Annotated in this window: 15 protein-coding genes; 11 read left to right on the top strand and 4 right to left on the bottom strand. The window is 65.8% G+C overall.

Going from position 1 to position 13,792, the window contains the following annotated elements; genetic code table 11:
- The first annotated feature begins 109 nt into the window (after window positions 1-109).
- From aroQ to aat, 7 genes are all read left to right on the top strand, one after another.
- On the top strand, window positions 110-577 hold the full coding sequence (gene aroQ, locus AC0L3A_RS05350) for a type II 3-dehydroquinate dehydratase (protein WP_007591609.1): 468 nt from the start codon (window positions 110-112) through the stop codon (window positions 575-577).
- A gap of 37 nt (window positions 578-614) precedes the next feature.
- Window positions 615-1,103, top strand: a complete 489-nt coding sequence (gene accB, locus AC0L3A_RS05345; RefSeq protein ID WP_007591611.1) for an acetyl-CoA carboxylase biotin carboxyl carrier protein — start codon at window positions 615-617, stop codon at window positions 1,101-1,103.
- A 60-nt stretch (window positions 1,104-1,163) separates the two neighbouring features.
- Window positions 1,164-2,522 carry an acetyl-CoA carboxylase biotin carboxylase subunit gene (gene accC, locus AC0L3A_RS05340; RefSeq protein ID WP_007591613.1) on the top strand — a complete coding sequence of 453 codons (1,359 nt, stop codon included), beginning with the start codon at window positions 1,164-1,166 and terminating at the stop codon, window positions 2,520-2,522.
- Between the two features lie 105 nt (window positions 2,523-2,627).
- Window positions 2,628-4,145 carry a sensor histidine kinase gene (locus AC0L3A_RS05335; RefSeq protein WP_007591615.1) on the top strand — a complete coding sequence of 506 codons (1,518 nt, stop codon included), beginning with the start codon at window positions 2,628-2,630 and terminating at the stop codon, window positions 4,143-4,145.
- Window positions 4,142-4,582, top strand: coding sequence for a response regulator (locus tag AC0L3A_RS05330; RefSeq protein WP_007591617.1), 441 nt, complete (start codon window positions 4,142-4,144; stop codon window positions 4,580-4,582). The genes AC0L3A_RS05335 and AC0L3A_RS05330 overlap by 4 nt, the downstream gene beginning before the upstream one ends.
- Entirely contained in the window at window positions 4,579-5,694 is a 1,116-nt protein-coding gene (locus tag AC0L3A_RS05325) for a sensor histidine kinase (RefSeq protein WP_473253781.1), read from the top strand. The genes AC0L3A_RS05330 and AC0L3A_RS05325 overlap by 4 nt, the downstream gene beginning before the upstream one ends.
- A 51-nt stretch (window positions 5,695-5,745) precedes the next feature.
- Window positions 5,746-6,426 (top strand): leucyl/phenylalanyl-tRNA--protein transferase, encoded by a 681-nt coding sequence (gene aat, locus AC0L3A_RS05320; protein WP_026232743.1) that lies wholly within the window; start codon window positions 5,746-5,748, stop codon window positions 6,424-6,426.
- A 34-nt stretch (window positions 6,427-6,460) separates the two neighbouring features.
- On the opposite strand, the gene AC0L3A_RS05315 is transcribed toward aat, so the two are convergent.
- Window positions 6,461-7,507, bottom strand: a complete 1,047-nt coding sequence (locus tag AC0L3A_RS05315; protein ID WP_007591621.1) for a DUF2155 domain-containing protein — start codon at window positions 7,505-7,507, stop codon at window positions 6,461-6,463.
- A gap of 206 nt (window positions 7,508-7,713) precedes the next feature.
- Between AC0L3A_RS05315 and AC0L3A_RS05310 the strand changes: the two genes are divergently transcribed.
- Together AC0L3A_RS05310 and AC0L3A_RS05305 are read left to right on the top strand one after the other, a co-directional pair.
- Window positions 7,714-8,661 (top strand): alpha/beta hydrolase, encoded by a 948-nt coding sequence (locus AC0L3A_RS05310; protein WP_219682592.1) that lies wholly within the window; start codon window positions 7,714-7,716, stop codon window positions 8,659-8,661.
- Window positions 8,662-8,673: 12 nt separating this feature from the next.
- Window positions 8,674-9,690, top strand: coding sequence for a bile acid:sodium symporter family protein (locus AC0L3A_RS05305; protein WP_219682591.1), 1,017 nt, complete (start codon window positions 8,674-8,676; stop codon window positions 9,688-9,690).
- Between the two features lie 78 nt (window positions 9,691-9,768).
- Here the strand turns inward: AC0L3A_RS05305 and AC0L3A_RS05300 are convergent, their stop codons facing one another.
- Both AC0L3A_RS05300 and AC0L3A_RS05295 read right to left on the bottom strand, forming a co-directional pair.
- The gene (locus tag AC0L3A_RS05300; RefSeq protein WP_007591624.1) at window positions 9,769-9,945 is read right to left on the bottom strand and encodes a hypothetical protein; all 177 of its coding nucleotides are present in this window, start codon (window positions 9,943-9,945) and stop codon (window positions 9,769-9,771) included.
- Between the two features lie 164 nt (window positions 9,946-10,109).
- A complete protein-coding gene (locus tag AC0L3A_RS05295; protein ID WP_007591632.1) occupies window positions 10,110-11,051 on the bottom strand; it encodes a GlxA family transcriptional regulator in 942 nt (313 codons plus the stop codon).
- Between the two features lie 91 nt (window positions 11,052-11,142).
- Here AC0L3A_RS05295 and AC0L3A_RS05290 point away from each other — a divergent pair, with 91 nt between their 5' ends.
- On the top strand, window positions 11,143-11,829 hold the full coding sequence (locus AC0L3A_RS05290; RefSeq protein WP_007591634.1) for a DJ-1/PfpI family protein: 687 nt from the start codon (window positions 11,143-11,145) through the stop codon (window positions 11,827-11,829).
- A 492-nt stretch (window positions 11,830-12,321) separates the two neighbouring features.
- On the opposite strand, the gene AC0L3A_RS05285 is transcribed toward AC0L3A_RS05290, so the two are convergent.
- Window positions 12,322-12,729, bottom strand: coding sequence for an NADH:ubiquinone oxidoreductase subunit NDUFA12 (locus AC0L3A_RS05285; RefSeq protein ID WP_473253780.1), 408 nt, complete (start codon window positions 12,727-12,729; stop codon window positions 12,322-12,324).
- 247 nt (window positions 12,730-12,976) lie between these two features.
- Between AC0L3A_RS05285 and AC0L3A_RS05280 the strand changes: the two genes are divergently transcribed.
- A complete protein-coding gene (locus AC0L3A_RS05280; protein ID WP_473253779.1) occupies window positions 12,977-13,648 on the top strand; it encodes a BA14K family protein in 672 nt (223 codons plus the stop codon).
- The last annotated feature ends 144 nt before the right edge of the window (window positions 13,649-13,792 follow it).

The raw sequence follows: 13,792 nt of genomic DNA, 5'->3' as shown, positions 1-13,792 counted from the left end.
ACCCCGGATGAGGCATCTGAAGCCACCTCGGAGGTCCTTCAAGGCTTCCCCTCACGCGCTTTGTTACCTATAACCCCCGCCACGCCGAAGCACCTCTTGCGGGATTGGAATGGCCGAACCAGCAACCGACACGATCCTTGTCCTGAACGGGCCGAACCTCAACATGTTGGGGACGCGCGAGCCCGAGAAGTACGGGCATGCGTCGCTGGCCGACGTTGAGGCGCTGTGCCGGGAGACGGCGGCCACGTTCGGCCTCAAGGCCGACTGCCGGCAATCCAACCGCGAAGGCGAGCTGATCGACTTCATCCACGAGGCACACGCCCGCAAGATGAAGGGCATCATCATCAATGCCGGCGGCTATTCGCACACATCGATCGCGCTGCACGACGCGCTCCTCGCGGTGCAGATCCCGACGGTCGAAGTGCACGTCACCAACATTCACGCCCGCGAGAATTTCCGTCATCACTCCTACACCGCGCGCGCGGCCTTCGCCTCGCTCTGCGGTTTCGGCATCGAGGGCTACCGCCTTGCCATTCAGGGCCTTGCCGCCAAGCTCGGCATCAAGCCCAAAGCCTGACGCTCCCCCTTCACACAGAACATTCGGATCAAACAACATGGCGCGCCAGCCAGACGACAAAGCAGCCGCAAAGTTTTCCAGCGAGGATTCCGCCCTCGTCCGCGAGCTCGCCTTGCTGCTCGATGAGACCAGCCTCACCGAAATCGAGATCGAGCGTGCCGGCCTGCGCCTGCGCGTCGCCCGCAACATCAGCGTCGCCGCGACCATGCCGATGCAGATGGCGGCCGCTCCCGCTGCCCTCCCGGCGGCCGCAGCTGCCGCCGCGCCTGCCGCTGCCGACCTGTCGAAGCATCCCGGCGCCGTGACCTCGCCGATGGTCGGCACCGCCTATTGGGCGCCGGAGCCCGGCGCCAAGCCGTTCATCGAGGTCGGCAGCAAGGTCTCGGTCGGCCAGACGCTGTTGATCATCGAAGCCATGAAGACCATGAACCAGATCCCCTCGCCGCGCGCCGGCACGGTGACGCAGATCGTGATCGAGGACGGTCAGCCGGTCGAGTACGGCGAGCCGCTCGTGATTATTGAGTGACGGTCGAGGGCGGTCTCATCGCCCTCGCCGCTTTCCGCGCGTCAGTCCAATAAGGACACCATGTTCGACAAGATCCTCATAGCCAATCGCGGCGAGATCGCCCTTCGCATCCTCAGGGCCTGCAAGGAGCTCGGGATTGCGACCGTCGCCGTGCACTCCACCGCCGACGCCGATGCCATGCATGTGCGCCTGTCGGACGAGAGCGTTTGCATCGGGCCACCGGCGTCCAAGGACAGCTATCTCAACGTGCCCGCACTGCTCGCGGCCTGCGAGATCACCGGCGCCGATGCCGTGCATCCCGGCTACGGCTTCCTGTCGGAGAACGCGCGCTTCGCCGAAATCCTCGCCGAGCATAATCTGCATTTCATCGGCCCGAAGGCCGAGCACATCCGCCTGATGGGCGACAAGATCGAGGCCAAGAGGACGGCCAAGAAGCTCGGCATTCCGGTGGTGCCCGGCTCCGACGGAGGGGTCGGCCCCAACGACGACGCGATGGCGATCGCCAGGAAGATCGGCTTCCCCGTGCTGGTCAAGGCCGCGGCAGGCGGCGGCGGTCGCGGCATGAAGGTGGCCGAGAGCGAGGCCGATCTTCAGGTCGCGCTGTCGACGGCGGCCAACGAGGCCAAATCCGCCTTCGGCGATGCCTCTGTCTACCTCGAGAAATATCTGCAGAAGCCGCGTCACATCGAGATTCAGATCCTCGGCGACGGCCGCGGCGGCGCGATCCACCTTGGCGAACGCGACTGCTCGCTGCAGCGACGCCACCAGAAGGTCTGGGAGGAAGGCCCCTCGCCCGTGCTGACCGCGGCTGCACGCGCCAAGATCGGCGAGACCTGCGCCAAGGCGATGCGCGAGATGAAATATCTCGGCGTCGGCACGATTGAATTCCTGTTCGAGGACGGCGAGTTCTACTTCATCGAGATGAACACGCGCATCCAGGTCGAGCATCCCGTCACCGAGAGCATCACCGACATCGACCTCGTGCTGGAGCAAATCCGCATCGCCGCCGGCGGCGACCTGCCGGCGAAGCAGGAAGAGGTCCAGGTCATCGGCCACGCGATCGAGTGCCGCATCAACGCCGAGAATCCGGAGACCTTTCGTCCTTCGCCCGGCCGCATCACGCAATATCACCCGCCCGGCGGGCTCGGTGTGCGGATCGATTCCGCGGTCTATCAGGGCTACACGATCCCGCCTTATTACGACTCGCTGGTCGGCAAGCTGATCGTGCACGGCAAGACCCGCGGCGAGTGCCTGATGCGGCTGCGCCGGGCGCTGGACGAGATGGTGGTCGAGGGCATTGAGACCACCCTGCCGCTGTTCCGCGCTCTGGTGCGCGAAGACGACATCATCAACGGCGACTATCACATCCACTGGCTGGAACAATATCTTGCCGGCAAGGCGGAACCCGCCCCGAAGTAGCCGTCCCTGCCTATGGAACCCTTTGGCCCCAATCGCGTTTGGCACGATGGGGACAGTTCCGAGGGGGCGTTTTGAAGTCCGCAATCCTGATCGAGCGAGACCGTCGTGATCGCTGACGCGCAGCGACGGCGTACATTCTGGCAGATCCTGCTGTTCGCAGCGGGACTGCTGGTGCTGACCGTGATCAGCGCCGGCTCCGTCTACCTCGTCAACAAGGCGAGAGACGACAGCAAATGGGTGATTCACACCATCGAGGCGGAGAACCAGATCAACGCGCTCCTGCTGGAAATCCGCCGCGCCGAGAGCACCGCCCGGGGCTACCTTCTGACACAAGGCGAGGATTTCAAGGTCGACCATGACAAGGCCGTGGCAGCGATCATCCCGGCTCTCGACAGGCTCACGCGCCTGATCGGCGACAATCCGGAGCAACGCCAAAGCATCGAGAAGCTGAGCGCGGCGATCGAGACCAGGCTCGGCCAGTTCGTGCAGGAGATGGATTTCATCCGGAAGGGCGAGCCGGAGAAGGCCGCAGCACTGGTCCGCGAGATCGCCTCCACGGACACCACGGCCGCGATCGCCAATGTCGCGACCGGGATGATCCAGGAAGAAGAACGGCTGTTCCGGCTCCGAACGGTCAATTCGGACCACAGCCAGACCCTGGCCGCGTCGATGACCGGCATCGGCTCCGGCCTCGTCGTGCTGCTGGCCCTGATCTCGATCTGGCTGGTGCGGCGCTCGGCCCTTGCCCGCGACGATGCCGAGGGACGCCTGCGCGATGCCAATGTCAATCTGGAGGCCGTGGTCGACGAACGCACGGGCGATCTGCGCGAAGCCAACAACGAGATCCAGCGCTTTGCCTATATCGTCAGCCACGATCTGCGCTCGCCACTCGTCAACATCATGGGCTTCACCAGCGAGCTCGAAGAGCTCGGCGGCGACATTTTCCGCCGTATCGGCAGCCTCACCCATGTCCCGGCCGACGGGCCGCCGTTGCCGGACGGCGAGATCGCACTCGAAGGTCCGGACAAGCAGCTGTCAGAGGATTTTTCCGAAGCGCTGGGCTTCATCAAGTCGTCGATCGCCAAGATGGACCGCCTGATCTCGGCGATCCTCAATCTCACCCGCGAGGGTCGGCGCGAGTTCCAGCCGCAGAAGATCGACACGCGCGAGCTGATCGAAGCCATCGTGTCGACGCTGGCGCATCAGGCCGCCGAGGCGCAGGCGGACATCCATGTCGCGCCGCTGCCGGATCTCGTCAGCGACCGCCTGGCGCTGGAGCAGATCTTCTCCAATCTGATCGACAACGCCATCAAATATCTCAAGCCCGGCGTCGCCGGCGAGATCAGAATTCGCGGGCGCACCAAGCTCGGCTACGCTATCTTCGAGATCAGCGATAACGGCCGCGGCATCGACCCCAAGGACCACCAGCGGATCTTCGACCTGTTTCGCCGCGCCGGAACCCAGGACAAGCCCGGTCAGGGCATCGGTCTTGCGCATGTGCGTGCACTTGTGCGTCGCCTCGGCGGCACCATGTCGGTATCATCGGAACTGAATACGGGCAGTACCTTCACCATCACGCTGCCCATCACCTGGAACGCCAGCAACCGGAACGCGGATCAATGACCCAACCCGTCAGCATCATCATGATCGAGGACGACGAAGGACACGCGCGGCTGATCGAGCGGAACATCCGTAGGTCCGGCGTCAACAACGAGATCATCTCCTTTGCCAACGGCACGGACGCGATGAAACATCTGTTCGGCCCCGATGGCAGCGGGCTCGTGCAGAAGGGCAATGCGCTCCTGATCCTGCTCGATCTCAACCTCCCCGACATGACCGGGATCGACATTCTGAAGCAGATCAAGGAGAACAAATATCTGAAGGCCTCGCCCGTGGTGGTGCTGACCACCACCGACGATTCCCAGGAAATCAAACGCTGCTACGAGCTCGGCTGCAACGTCTACATCACCAAGCCCGTGAACTACGAGAATTTCGCCAATGCCATCCGGCAGCTCGGCTTGTTCTTCTCGGTCATCCAGGTCCCGCCCGCCGCCTCATGAACCAGCGCATGCCCACATTGCTCTACATCGACGACGACGGGGCGCTTGCGCGCCTGGTCGATCGCGGCCTGACACGGCGCGGCTTCAAGGTCGTTCACGCCGCGAGCGGCGAGGAAGGCCTCGAGCTCATCCGCCGCGCGGGTGCGCGGGACAGCATTGACGGCGGCATCGACGTCGTGGCGCTCGATCAGTACATGCCAGGCCTCGACGGACTGGAGACGCTGGAGCAGATCATGGCGATCCCGGGCGCGCCGCCGGTGGTGTTCGTCACGGCGTCGCAGGATTCCAGCATCGCGGTGACGGCGCTGAAGGCGGGCGCGGCCGATTATCTCGTCAAGGACGTCAAGGGCGACTTCATCCCCCTGCTTCACGTCGCGGCCGAGGGCGCGCTGCGCCAGGCCGAATTGCAGAAAGCCCGCGAGGAAGCCGAAGCCGAGATCCATGCCTCGCGCGACCGCTACGCTGCTCTTGCAGCCGAACGCGAGCTGCTGCTGCGCGAGGTCAACCACCGCGTCGGCAACTCGCTGCAGATCATCGCCTCCCTGCTGCACCTGCAGGCCAGCTCCGCCGCGCAGGACGAGGTCAAGGCTGCGTTGACCAATGCGATGGGCCGCGTCGCCGCGGTCGCGCAGGTGCACCGCCGCCTCTACACCTCGCAGGACCTGAAGAGCGTGGTCCTGAACCAGTATCTGGACTCGCTGCTCGAGGATCTCAGGCGGTCGGCCGAGGGCAACCGGATGTCGCGCCTGACGCTGAAGGCCGAACCGATCGAGATCGATCCGGACCGTGCGGTCGCCGTCGGCATCATCGTCAACGAGCTGGTGATGAACGCGGTGAAATACGCCTACCCTGACGGCGCCGGCCCGATCCATGTCGAGCTGACCTCGCAGGGCGACGATCTCCTGCTGTCGATCAGCGACGATGGCGTCGGCGACAACGTCAAGGCCGATCCGCGCTCCACCGGCATGGGCCAGCGCATCGTCGCAGCCATGGCCAGCAAGCTCGACGCTTCGGTCGAGCGCGACCCCACCCATTCCGGAACCCGAATCATGTTGAGGTTCCGCCGTGTCCCGGCTGCCGCCGACAAGCCGGCTGCTGCCGCAGCGAACTGATCCGCTCCCGCCCATCGCAACCGCATTGCGATCCTGCTATTGTCGCGAGCCATGACTTCGCGCGACTCTGCCCCATCTGAAATCACGCCAGCCGTGCTGCTGCGCGCCTATGCCTGCGGCATCTTTCCGATGGCCGAAAGCGCCGATGATCCGACCCTGTTCTGGGTCGAGCCCGAGTTGCGCGGCGTCATCCCACTCGACGGATTTCGCGTGGCCTCGCGGCTCGCGCGCACCGTGCGTTCGGATTCATTTCGTGTGACCGTCAATACCGCCTTCAAGGCCACGATCGCCGGCTGCGCCGCGCCGCAGGCCGGGCGGGAGGACACCTGGATCAACAAGCGCATCCGCGACCTCTATGGCGGGCTGTACGAGCTCGGCCATTGCCACAGCGTCGAGGCCTGGCAGGGCGAAGACCTCGTCGGCGGGCTCTACGGCGTCAGCCTGGGCCGGGCTTTTTTCGGCGAGAGCATGTTCCACACCGCGCGCGATGCCTCCAAGGTCGCGCTGGTGCATCTGGTCGCGCGGCTCATCCATGGCGGCTTCGAGCTGCTCGACACCCAGTACGTCACCGAGCACCTGAAGAGTTTCGGCGCGGCCGAGATTTCGCGGCGGCGCTACACCGCGCTGCTCGACAAGGCGCTCGCGGGCGAGCCCGGCGATTTCCTGAGGCTCTCCGCCGGTGAAGCGATCCCGGGTGCACGCGCGCTCGAGATCATCGCCGCGCGGCAATAATCAGCAATTGCCTGCCAAACCCGGGGCGATTGGCCTAGCGGCCAAACCCGGGGATACCGAACAGACCCGGCCGCTGCTCGGGCGGCGGAGGTGGCGGCGGCGGTGCCGGCTGCTGCTGCTGGATCGGCGGCAATTGCTGCGGCGGACGCTGCTGCACCTGCTTGGGCGCGGCCTTCTTCTGCGCGGGCGGCGGCGGTGCTGCCGGCTTGGTGCCGGGATCCGGTGCCGCGGTCGCAATCGTTTGCTGCGGCTCTTTGCAGTCGGTGAGCCAGATATCGTAGATCGGGTGCTCGACGCCGTGCAGGCCCGGACTTGCCGCGTACATCCAGCCCGAAAAGATGCGCTTCACCTCACCCTGCAAGGTGATCTCGTCAACCTCGACGAAGGCGTCGGTGTTGGCGGCCTCGGTCGCCGGCCGCGTGTAGCAGGCGTCGGTTTTGACGCGCAGCGCACCGAACTGCACCGTCTCGCCGATCTCCTCGTCGAAATTGATGATGCGCCCGGTGATCTTGTCGAGGCCGGAGAAGGTCGCCTTCTTGTTCACGATCTTCTGGGCCGGCGGCTCGGTGACGACCTCGTCGCCCGGCTGAAGGCTCGCCGGCGTCTGCGGGACGGCGCCGCCCGGCCCGCCCTTCTGCTGGGGCTGGCGTTGACCGGGCGCACCCGGGGCGCCTTGCGGATTGGTCGGAGCGACCGCGACGGGCGGCGGCTGGTTTGGCGGAGCGGCGCTAGAACCGGGCGGCGGCGCCAGAGGCTGGGTCTCGACCGGACCCGGCATCACATTGCCCTGCCGACCCGGCGGCGGCGCCATCGGACGCGATGGCAGCACACGGCCCTGCGGCGGCAGCTCCGGCACCTCTTCGTCGTCATCGGGAATCTGCGGCTGCGGCTGAGGCTGGCCACGCGGAATGTTGCCGGGCGGCCGCAGCGGCGGCGGATCGGAGAAGATCGTGCCGATCTGCGCCTGCGCCGGCGTCGCAGCCGTCAGTGCGGTGGCGGCCAGAAGCGCCGCAAGACCTGTCAGAGTAAATGTTCGAAACATCTCGCGCGGCTTCAACAGCGAATCGGGCTTGCTGGACATTCTACAGGGGATACCGCCGCTCGCAGGCCATCCGGTTAACACGGCGAATACGGCGGGGGAAGGGCGGCACCCCTGCCCTTCCCGGCCCGGTCTGGCCAGATCGGCCCCCGGATGGGATAGTCGAGCACTCCTCCCAGGGGTCAGGCGGGCATCGCCCCCGAAAACGACGTCCAACGAACAATCAGAAACCCGCAAGGTCGCTTCCCATGCCCGTTGTGCTCGATCCCGATGCCGCCGCCGTCTACAAGGCCTTCCAGGAGGCCGGCCGGCCCGCCTACGAGAGCCTGACCGCGCCGGAAGCGCGGGCCTATTACGCGCAGGCGCGCTTTGCGACCAATCCCGAGCCACCGGACCTCGCACGCATCACGCCGCTGTCGATCCCGGCACCGCACGGCGCCATTCCCGCACGCCTCTATGTTCCGAAAGAGCCGCGCCGGCATGATGGCTTGTCCCCGGCGCTGGTGTTCTTCCACGGCGGCGGCTGGGTGATCGGCGATCTCGACTCCCATGACGTCGTCTGCCGCCAGCTCGCCGACGCTGGCGCGCTGATCGTGATCTCGGTGGACTACCGCCTCGCGCCCGAGCACAAATTTCCCGCCGCCATCGATGACGCGATCGCCGCGACCAAATGGGTCGCCGCCAACGCGCGCGAACTCGGCATCGACGCCTCCCGGCTTTCGATCGGTGGCGACAGCGCCGGCGGCAATCTCGCCGCAGTCGTCGCGCTCGCCGCGCGCGATGGCAACGGTCCCGCCATCGCGGGCCAGTTGCTGATCTACCCGGCGACCGATTTCGCGATGACGCACGGCTCCCACAGCGAGCCCGAGACCAGCGTGCTGCTGACGCATTCGGTGATCCGCTGGTTCCGCGACCATTATCTCAACGGCGCCGCCGATATCCACGACTGGCGCGCCTCGCCGGCACGGGCGACGAACCTGGCCGGCCTGCCGCCGGCCTATGTGCTCACCGCCGGTGCCGATCCCCTGCGCGACGAAGGCAACGAATATGCCGAGCGGCTGAGGCAAGCGGGCGTGCCCGTGGCTACCAAGTATTATCCCGGCCAGTTCCACGGCTTCTTCACCATGGGAAAATTGCTGCGAGAGGCCAATGTCGCCGTGAGCGAGATCGGCACGTGGCTGAAAGGATTGGGCTGAGACGCCGCTCCCATGCCGCCCGTTCTTCAAAGCATATTCGCCCTCCCCCTGCGCGGGCTGACATGGCTTGGCGGCCAGGGCACCCGCGCGGTGGCGGCCGTCGTGTTCATTGCGCTCGCGGTGCCGCCGCTCGGGGCGTTGCTGCGCCCCTTCGTCACCGAGGCGATCTTCGTTCTGCTCTGCATCTCCTTCATGCGGGTCGATCTCGCCGCACTCTACAGTCATCTGCGTCGGCCGGCGCTGGTCGCGACCGCGAGCGCCTGGACCATGATCGGCGTGCCTGTGATCGTCGGATTGATCGTCCATGTCACCGGGCTCACGGCGCGCGCGCCCGACCTTGCCCTGGCATTGATGCTGCAGAGCATGGCCTCGCCGATGATGGCCGCGCCGGCGCTGGCCGCGCTGATGGGCCTCGACGCCACGCTGGTGCTGGTCACGCTGGTGAGCGCGACCGCGCTGGTGCCGTTCACGGCATCGCTGTTCGCAAGCCTGTTCCTCGACGGCATGCTCAGCATCTCGCCGCCTGCGCTGGGCTTGAAGCTGCTCGGCATCCTCGCAGCATCGCTGCTCGCGGCGACCGTGATCCGGCAGGTCTTCGGCGCGGCCGCGATCCAGCGTCACAGGCAGCCGATCGACGGCTTCAACATCGTCATCCTGCTGGTCTTCGCGACCGCGATCATGGGCGACGTCGCGAGCGATCTCGTCGCCCGGCCGGTCTCCACCATCGGCTTCGCCGCGCTCGCCTTCGCGATTTATTTCACGCTGCTCGCCGTCACCACGCTGCTGTTCCGCCGCATCGGCTACGAGCGCGCGCTGGCGCTCGGGCTGATGGTGTCACAGCGCAATCTGGGCCTGATGCTCGCCGCGACCGCCGGCGCGCTGCCGCCCACCACCTGGCTCTATTTCGCGATGACGCAGTTTCCCATTCACCTGGCGCCCTACATGCTGATGCCGATCGCGCGGCGCTTGACGGCGCGCGCACAGGCCTCGGGCGCCGCGGCAACCGGCGGCAAGGCCGCATCGGGCTGAATCAACACGCAAGTCTTGCCAACACGCAAGTCATGCCCGCTCTGCCGTCGCGAACCGCTGGTGACCAGGCGAATGTCGTCACGCAGGACGCCAATGTCCCTTGTGAATGTCGAACTTCACGGCGCCTTCGTCACGCATCTTCAACAGGAGCGATTGACAGTCGTCCTGGTTCTTGATGTTCACGCGCTTCATGACTTCGAAAGTCTTCAGGGGCTTTTCGCGAAGGGCAATCAGAATCTTTTCTCGATCAGTCATTGGAGTTCCTTGCATCGGTATCGGCGACGGTACGTGTTGTAGACATCGTCTACAACGGGTGCATTCGCTTGACGAGGTCCGTTCCGGGCCAAAAGGCGGAAGACCGGGCATTATGCAAGTCTGCTCACCCGCTCAAGCGGGCTCTCTAACTCGATCAATTCTCCCTACCCGGCCCTTGCCGCGCGCCGCAGCGCTTGCGGCGGCTGACCGAAGGCGCGGATGAAGGCGCGCCGCATGCGCTCGGGATCGCCGAAGCCGGTCGCCTCCGCGACGAGCTCGATCGCCTCGCGCGAGGACTGGACGCGCTCGCGCGCGACCTCGATGCGCAGCCGTTCGATGGCCTTCGAGGGCGTCGTGCCGGTCTCGGCGGCAAAGGCGCGGGCAAAATGCCGCGCGCTCATGCCGGCGCGGTCGGCGAGATCTTCCACCGTCAAGCGGGCGTCGAGGTTCTCGCGCGCCCAGGATAGCAGCGCACCGAAGCGGCCGTTCGGCGTCTTCAATTCCAGAAGTGACGAGAATTGCGACTGGCCGCCGCTGCGGCGATGATACAGCACGAGCTGCCGCGCGACCTGTTGCGCGATCTCTTCGCCATAATCCTCCGTCACCATCGCGAGCGCAAGGTCGATGCCCGCCGTGATGCCTGCCGACGTCCACACATTGCCATCGCGCGTGAAAATCTGGTCCGGCTCGAACTTCACCTTGGGATAGCGCGCGACGAAATCCCGCGTGCGTCCCCAATGCGTGGTGGCGCGACGGCCGTCGAGCAGACCCGCTTCGGCCAGCACATAGGCACCCGAGCAGACGCTGGCGACCCGCACGCCGCGCCGCGCCAGCCGCTGCACGAAGGCACGCGTGACCTCGCAGCGCGCGGCATCCGTCACGCCCGCGCCTCCCGCCACAACCAGCGTCGTGATCGCATTCGCCGACTTGAAGTCGCGCGCCATCATCTCGACGCCGGACGAGCTGCGCACGGGCCCCGCGTTCACCGCCAGCACGCGGATCCCGGTCACCGTCTTTCCCGTGCAGCGCGCCGCGATCTCGAACACCGAGATCGGGCCGGCCGCATCGAGCAACTGGAAGTCCGGGAAGATCAGGATGCCGATCATGGTCATGTCCGAAAGCGAGGGAAATACGCCATTTTGGACGGAAGGGCATCATGAGAGGCTGCGTCCGTCAAGCTCATAATTGGAGGCTCTCATGTCGTCCCCGTTCCAGATCGGTCTCTTGGTGTTTCCGCGCGTCACCCAGCTCGATTTTACGGGTCCTTTGCAGGTGTTCTCGTCTCTGCCGGGCGCGAAGCTGCATCTGATCTGGAAACGGATCGAGCCGGTGCCGAGCGATACCGTGCTGACGCTGACACCGACCATGACGTTCGCCGGTTGCCCGCAGCTCGATGTGATCTGCGTGCCCGGCGGCCGCGGCACCGACGATCTGCTCAATGACGAGGAGGTGCTCAACTTCCTGCGCAGGCAGGCCGAAGGCGCCAAGTATGTCACCTCAGTCTGCACGGGATCGCTGGCGCTCGGCGCTGCCGGCCTCCTGAAGGGCTACCGCGCCGCCACGCATTGGAGCGCGATGGAGATGCTGGGCCAGTTCGGCGCGACGCCGACCAAGACGCGCGTCTGCATCGACCGCAATCGCGTTACGGGCGGCGGCGTCACCGCCGGAATCGATTTCGCGCTGACGCTGGTGTCGATCCTGGTCGACCGCACGACGGCGGAAGCGATCCAGCTCGGGATCGAATACAATCCGGCGCCTCCGTTCAATTCCGGTTCGCCGGATACTGCGTCAGCCGACGTGCTGGAGCAGGTCAAGCAACGGATCGCGCCGAACCAGGTCCGCCGTCTCGAAGCCGTCCAACGGGCGGCGGAACGGGTGATGTAGTTGCTCGCGTGTCCCGGACGCGGCGCGGCACGCAGTGACGCTCCGCAGAGCCGGGACCCAGGAAGCCACGCGGGTGCTGATGCATGGGCCCCGGCTCTGCAGCGCATCGCTGGAGAAGCGCTGCGCTGCGTCCGGGGCACGAGACATCCACAAGCCCCAACAGAAAAAGGCCGCCCGGTTTCCCGAGCGGCCTTTCCTGTCTTACGGCGGCTGCACATTTCATCGGGCGATTTCGGAGCTTCCAGACCGGGGGCCTATCTCCCGATCGAGTCCTGGTCGGCGGCCGCTGCATTTCGGGACAGTCGCGAACTGTTGCCCGAACCGAACGCGATGGTCTCCCATCTCCGTAAGATGCGACCATTGAGCCGCATCGCTCGCGTGGCTGCAATCAGCGCGCGGGACTCATCCCCGCTGTTCCCGTTGTCCACAGCAAAGCGAGGCGGATGCGGGTGCATCCACTCCCACGACAAGGAGTCAGAGGGGATCGGAAGCCTAGCTCGGCGTCCAGGGCTGATAGTCGCCGGTCGCCTTCGGCCGCTTGCCGCTGGCGAGCGTCGAGCCCGAGGGACGATAGGCGTTGACCGTGCCGGTGAGATTGGGCTGGTGCGGCTTTTCCCACTCGCGCGGCTGGTAATTGTCCTGCGTCGGCGGCACGTCGACGGTGTGATGCATCCAGCCGTGCCAGGACGGCGGAATACGGCTGGCCTCGGCATAGCCGTTATAGACCACCCAGCGCCGCTCGAAGCCGAGCGTCGGGTCGATCACCCCGCCACGGGTGCGATAATAGAGGTTGCCCTGCTCGTCCTGGCCGACCAGCTCGCCATAGCGCTTGGTCCAGAGCTGGGTGCCAAACGTCTGGCCATTCCACCAGGTGAAAAACTTGAGGAAGAACTGTTTCATGCGGCAAGGGCCCTGCTTCGTCGGGTCCTGATGCCATCCGGACGGCGAAATGTCCAGTTCGGCGCGGGCGGCGGTGCCCCGCTGCAGATGCGGTCTACCGGCACGGAACGCTGCCGCAAATCGGACGCGATCCGTTCATGCCGGATACAGCGTCGCCATGAGAACTTTTCGTCGCACGCAAACCCCCGTGATCCCAGGAACTCCGGCCCTTTCATGGGGTTTGCTTCCGGGAAAAGGAGTTTTGATCATGAAAAGTCTGAAAGTCTTGAGCGCGGCTGCGGCAGTGGCGTTGGTTCTCCCGTTGGCGACGCCGAGCTTCGCCCAGAGTCGGGCCGCAGCGGTCGGAGGCGGAGCACACTTTGGCGGCGGTGGCGGCGGTGCCCACTTCGGCGGCGGCGGCGCTCACTTCGGTGGTGGCGGGGCTCACTTTGGTGGTGGCGGCGCCCGCATGGGCGGCGGCAATTTCGGCGGCGCGCGGATCGGTGGCAGCGGTGGCAATTTCGCCGCCGGCGCAGCGGTACGTCCCGGCGGTGGCAGCTTCGTAGGCGGCATGGCGAGCCGACCGGCCTTCTCGCCGTCCTACAGCGGGACACGCAGCGTCGCGACTGCGGGCAACTGGCAGGGCGGTAGCGGCAATTGGAGTGGTCGTCCGTGGCATCATCGTCACGGCGGCGGCTTCTGGCCCGGCTTCGCAACGGGTGCTGCGATCGGCGGACTCGGCTCCTACGCCTATTACGGCGGCGGGTATTATGACGATCCCTACTACTATGGCGACAGCTACTATGACGAACCGTCAGTGGCAGTCGTGCCCGATAGCGGCGGCGATTCCGCGGGCTACTGCGCGCAGCGCTACAAGTCCTACGATCCGGCGTCGGGCACCTATCTCGGCTATGACGGCCAGCGTCATCCCTGCCCGTAACACGACCTGCAGCACTTGAAGAAGAAGGCGTCGCAGCGATGCGGCGCTTTTTTCATTCAGGCACGTCACCTGTGTCGGTCGCCTCGTCTTCGTCATCGGCGATGCCGCGCACAATCGATGCGAGTGGACCTCTATTCACCGCAC

The organism is Bradyrhizobium sp. MI1.3 (assembly GCF_055811695.1).
This window is presented reverse-complemented; position numbering and strand designations above follow the sequence as displayed.